The organism is Bradyrhizobium sp., assembly GCF_004799445.1.
GTDB lineage: Bacteria > Pseudomonadota > Alphaproteobacteria > Rhizobiales > Xanthobacteraceae > Bradyrhizobium.
In genome coordinates this window covers 1-5,109 of sequence record NZ_SSNA01000215.1, presented here as the reverse complement: position 1 = coordinate 5,109, position 5,109 = coordinate 1, and the positions used below count along the sequence as shown (strand labels likewise).

General features: G+C 59.8%; 4 protein-coding genes and 1 pseudogene. 4 read left to right on the top strand and 1 reads right to left on the bottom strand.

Going from position 1 to position 5,109, the window contains the following annotated elements; translation table 11 throughout:
* The 4 genes and pseudogenes from E8A46_RS28600 to E8A46_RS28585 all read left to right on the top strand — a co-directional run.
* Window positions 1-152, top strand: a pseudogene (locus tag E8A46_RS28600) (IS5/IS1182 family transposase); the annotation flags it as partial.
* Between the two features lie 281 nt (window positions 153-433).
* Window positions 434-577, top strand: coding sequence for a Flp family type IVb pilin (locus E8A46_RS28595; RefSeq protein WP_291568325.1), 144 nt, complete (start codon window positions 434-436; stop codon window positions 575-577).
* A 426-nt stretch (window positions 578-1,003) separates the two neighbouring features.
* The gene (locus E8A46_RS28590; protein ID WP_291568323.1) at window positions 1,004-2,152 is read left to right on the top strand and encodes a PEP-CTERM sorting domain-containing protein; all 1,149 of its coding nucleotides are present in this window, start codon (window positions 1,004-1,006) and stop codon (window positions 2,150-2,152) included.
* Between the two features lie 151 nt (window positions 2,153-2,303).
* A complete protein-coding gene (locus tag E8A46_RS28585) occupies window positions 2,304-3,512 on the top strand; it encodes a medium chain dehydrogenase/reductase family protein (protein ID WP_291568321.1) in 1,209 nt (402 codons plus the stop codon).
* 1,278 nt (window positions 3,513-4,790) lie between these two features.
* Here the strand turns inward: E8A46_RS28585 and E8A46_RS28580 are convergent.
* A partial coding sequence (locus E8A46_RS28580) for a hypothetical protein (RefSeq protein ID WP_291568320.1) occupies window positions 4,791-5,109 on the bottom strand: 319 nt, incomplete at its 5' end.

Here is a 5,109-nt window from a genome sequence, read left to right as displayed (position 1 = left end):
CGCTGAAGATGCGGATGGGGGCGACGCACTTTCTGATGAAGACGCTGCCCAAAGTGGCGACTGAGATGGCGTTGCACGTGCTCGCCTACAACCTCACGCGCGTGATGAACATCGTCGGTATCAAACCGTTCCTCGCGGCGATCCGGGCTTGAGGAGCGCGTCATGGTGCCCGCCGTGAGACCGTTAGGGTCGCTCAGCATGGCCCGAGGCTGCGCCCGGATTGTCTCCAGGCCCGATACAGCAAAAATAGGCTCAGCCGATCGCGTCGAGGTCCATCACGCCCGGTTACTTGCAGTTATTGGGGTACGAAAAACGTTTCCACACGGCCTGGACCCGAAACGGACATGCAATCCGAGACGGCCAGCAATGCTAACCTTTATAAAGTTCAGGTGGTCGGCTGCCTTTTTTCAGTTGTGCCTGAAGCAGAGCCGCTATTCGCGCACGAAATCTCCCGATCTCCTTAAGGGAGTATGGCCTGATCGCCGCTGGCATTTCGCTCGCCATCATCGCCGTCGTGAACGGGCTCGGAAGCAAGCTCAACACCAAGTTCACCTCGATCAATACTTCGCTGAAATAGGTCGAGTTTGATCACCGCTGGATTAAGCCGCCTTCGGGCGGCTTTTTGTTTGACGCTTTTTGACGGCGCGACTTCCGAAGTTTCTTTTCGGACATGGCGAGATGCCCGACACTTGGGTCCGTGTGCAACGGGGCGGCATCGCCGGCGCGGCCGTTGAGATAGCAACCGGCGGAGATGGCCGTCGGCCTTCAGGCGACCGGTCACGGGCTCAATGGCGGAATCCGGGCGTCTCGTGGTGCTGAAACGAAGAATGTTCCGCGCGTTGTAAAAAAATTTCGAGGTGCGGGCGTAGCATTTCCGTCATGCAGCACGGCTAGCCTTTGGCGCTAGGCGGACATGCGACGGCGTGCGGGCAACGCGCCCGCGTCGCCATCGATGCCGCCGTCAATGCGAAGCCTAGCCCTCATGACGAATAAGGAGCCTTTCATGAACAAGCTGTCATCGCTTTCGCCGTCGGCGAATGCGTCGCCAATCAAAGTCACGCCGCTGGCCCTATCGCTGCTGGCGGCGACTGCCATCGTCGCCTTTGCCGGTACGGCGCAGGCCCAGACCGCGGCCCCCGGCTTTTCCATCAGCGTGTTCGCCAACGGCCCGGCGGGCACCAGCAACGCGGACTCGGTTGAGGTGGTGGGCAATAACGTCTTCGTCGGCTACGGCAACACCGCCGCCAAGACCGGCGGCAGCGGCACCAGCACCATCGCAGAGTTCAGCAGGAGCGGCACCTTGCTGCAGTCGACCACCGTCGATGGGCACAATGACGGGCTGCGCTACAACGCCGCCACCAATCAGCTGTGGGCGATTCAGAATGAGGACGCTAACGCCAACCTGGTGCTGATCAATCCCGGCAACCTCGCCAAGAGCGCGCCGATGAGCATCGCGTCGGTCAATGGCGGCGGCGGCTTCGACGATGCCGCCTTCGTCGGCGGCAAGGCCTATCTCAGCGCGTCGAACCCGGCCAACAGCCCCAACACCGGCGTGGCCATCGTGCTGGCGACGCCCGGCGCCACCACAGTATCGACCACGCCGGTGCTCGCCGGCAACTCCAGCGCCACGCCGCTCAATGCCGGCGCGCCGTCGACGCTCAACCTGCAGGATCCCGACAGCCTGTCGATCACCATGGACGGCCGCGTCGTGCTGACCAGCCAAGCCGATGGCCAGTTGGTGTTCGTCAAGAACATCGGCACCGCCAGCCAGTCGGTCGGCGTGCTGCAGCTCACTAACGCCATGGTCGACGACACGGCGTTCGGCGGCACCAGCAATAGCACGCTGCTGGTCGCCGATAAGACCACCGACAAGGTCTACGCCGTGACCGGCGACTTCAATTCCGATAACGGCTACTCGGCGGCGCAGGACTCCAACGGCTTGAACGGCAGCATCGGGACCTTCAACGCCAACACCTACGGCGACGGCACCCTGACGCCGATCGTCACCGGCCTCGGCAATCCCGCAGGCGAAGCGTTCCTGTCGCCCGCGGTGCCCGAGCCCGCAACCTGGGGCCTGATGATCATCGGTTTCGCAGGCGTTGGCTTCATGGCCTATTGTCGCAAGTCAAAGCCAGCATTGATGGCCGTCTGATCTACTATCAGCAGGATTGAATTGAAAGGCCGCCTTCGGGCGGCTTTTTGTTTGTACGCCCCCGCATCCTCGATGTCGCAGTTTGGCACCAACCGGACCAGTCGGGCCTGTCTCGCGATGTCCCTTGATTGGGCTAGACCGGAAGCAACCGGTGGGACTTCAAACCGGCGCTCTTGACCCCGAGCGGACATCGATTTCCTTCGGCGATGAGGAAGTCCGATCGACGACCGACATCCAAGGGCAGCGCCGGCAATCGATTGATCTCGCTACCGTGACTCGAGTGTGCCAAGCTGTTCTCATGTCATGGCAACACGTTCGCATGTCCCGGTTCGGTGGCCCCGAGGTCTTGGAACTGGCGGAGGAGTCGACCATCCCCAATCCCGGCCCCGGCGAGGTGCGCATCAAGGTTCTCGCAGCCGGGACCGGCTTCACTGACAGCTTCATTCGGCGTGGCCGGTACCCAGACTTCAAGGGACCGCTGCCGTTCACTCCGGGCTATGAGCTAGTGGGTGTTGTCGAGAAGGCTGGCTCCGGTGTGGTCTCGCCGCGCGAGGGGCAAATCGTTGCCGATCTCTGCGTGGTCGGTGGTTACGCGCAATATGCAATTCGGCCCGCGCGCTTTCTTGTGCCTGTTCCAGATGGCGTCGATGCGGTAGAGGCCGTTTGCATTCCGCTCGCCTACCTTACGGCCTTCCAGATGCTCACGCGCTATCGTCGCTTTTTTCCCGGCGAGATGATCCTCGTCATCGGCGCATCAGGTACGGTCGGTACGGCGATGCTCGATCTCGCGCGTCATTTTGGCCTCAAGGCAATCGGTACGTGTTCAGCAGCGAACCTCGCGGCAGTTGAGCGATTTGGTGCTACCGCAATCGACTATCGGGCCGGTGACTTCGTTGCTTCGGTGCGTGAACTCACAGCGGGACGAGTTGGCGGCGCCGGCGTCGATGCGGCATTCGATGCGATCGGCGGGTCGCATTTCGGCCGGTCCTTCGCCTGCCTCGCGCCGGGAGGCATCCTCATCGGCTATGGCTCCCAGACCATGGCAATCGGGCGCGAAAGCATAATCGCGGCTGGCCTGGGATTGGCGCGGTTGAAGCTATGGGGCGCATTGAGCTTCCTATTCCATGGCCGTCGTGCCCTTTGGTACAGCATCACCGATCGCCGCTTGTCGCACCCCGAAGAATTTAGGGCTGACATGGCTGCTTTGTTCGAGTTGCTCCGCAACGGTGCCATTCATCCGATAGTTATCGGTCGCGAACCACTAGCAGCCGCAAAAAATGTTCACGCGCGAATCGACGCTGGCGGGCTCGGCGGCAAGATCGTGCTGCTGCCCTGGCTCGCATCGCAGGGAACTATGTGACCACCGCCCCCGCGCTATCAATCTGCCAGTAAGCGCGACTTCCCACTTTGGCACCACCCGGACATGCCGGGGCGGTCTGACGATGTCTGTTGATCGAGGTAGAGCGGAAATGGCCGCACTACGGTCAAAACGGTGCTTTTGACCCACATCGGACCTCCATCTCCGACTCTACCTGCCGGAAAGCCCATTGCCTGGACGCGCTAAAATCCATGCGCCTCCCTCTGCGAGCGTCCACTTTGCATTAGGTTGATTGGGCACTTTTCACCTTCAGCAGCGAGGCGACCCGGGTTCTAGTCAGGCTATCCACCGGGCAAATCATGGTCCACGGGATCGGTCTGGCCAGGCGGCAGTCCGTTCGCGACACGGTGCACCATCTCGATGATCTCCTGCACCAACGCGCCCCGGGCGTTCATGGAAGCTCCGTTGACGAGATATCGAACGGCAGCCTGGATTTCGGCCCTTGCATGGTTGTTGCCACTAAACCGCCCATTACCATCTGACATTGACCGGTCTCTGAAAAATCTCCCCGTTCTCGGGGGCAATTGAGAACGGGGAACGAACTGATCGATTTAGAGCAGCACCCTTTAGCGGCTGCTAATCTGAAATCCAGCCTCCATTCCTCTCGCGCCAGTCGAGGCCAAGTGCGATTGCTCCGAACACCAAGAGCCACCATGGGGCGTCTTTTCCTGAAGTATACGCAAAATAAAAGTAGGCGGCTGAACCCAAGAACCAAAAGATGAAAAAGCGCGATCCGGAAACAAGTCGGCCCATGATTGGCGACCTCTGAACAGGTCACATTAGCCGCTCTTGGTGACAGTGCGATAACAGGCAGTGACGCCGCACTGGGGAGCAAGCCCTCCCCAATAGGACGACCTTGAAGGCGCTTTGATTGATCTCACAGGGGGTGGTAGCCTCCGGGACATGATAAAGTCCGATGTCACTTGTCCCAAGTGCAAGGCGGGCTACCGCCGCATCGAGTTGGTTACGAGACCTGGTGCTCAGGGCGGATTCCGTTGCCTAACCTGCGACCACCTTCTTGAGGTTTTAAACGGCAAGACCGAAGTGGCTTTTCGGCTGACGGTGCAGCCGACAAAACCTAGGAATAATGGACACAGCCCGTTTTCAAACTGACACCACTGCGTCATAAAAGCGTTAGCCGGTCATATCAGACGCGCGACTGGCTAGGCCCGGCGCGTACCGACGGGGGAACGCGACCGGGCCGCTTCAAGTTGAAGTCGCAGCAGGAAAACTGAAAATAGAGAAGAGCCTTTAACTTTATTAGTCGTCGTCTTCTGTGCGTGACCTAGACCTTGCTGATTCAATGTCAGCCACAACGTCGGTTTTATTGCCGTCACCACTCCATTGCCAGCGTCCCACTTCCTTTCCGTCAGCCTTCATTGAAAAGCTGTAGGCACTCGGCGGCGGCGTACGTAAGTTGGCCCGAGCGGTTCGAAGAGCTTCGGATATTGTCGGACCGGTATGTGTCCGGCGTTCGATGACGCGTGCGTTTCCACGGCGATCAGGCTCACCAAGAATTTCTATTATGAATATCATGGAGTTGGTTCCAAAATCTGCGTCAATTCGAAAAGATTTTTGG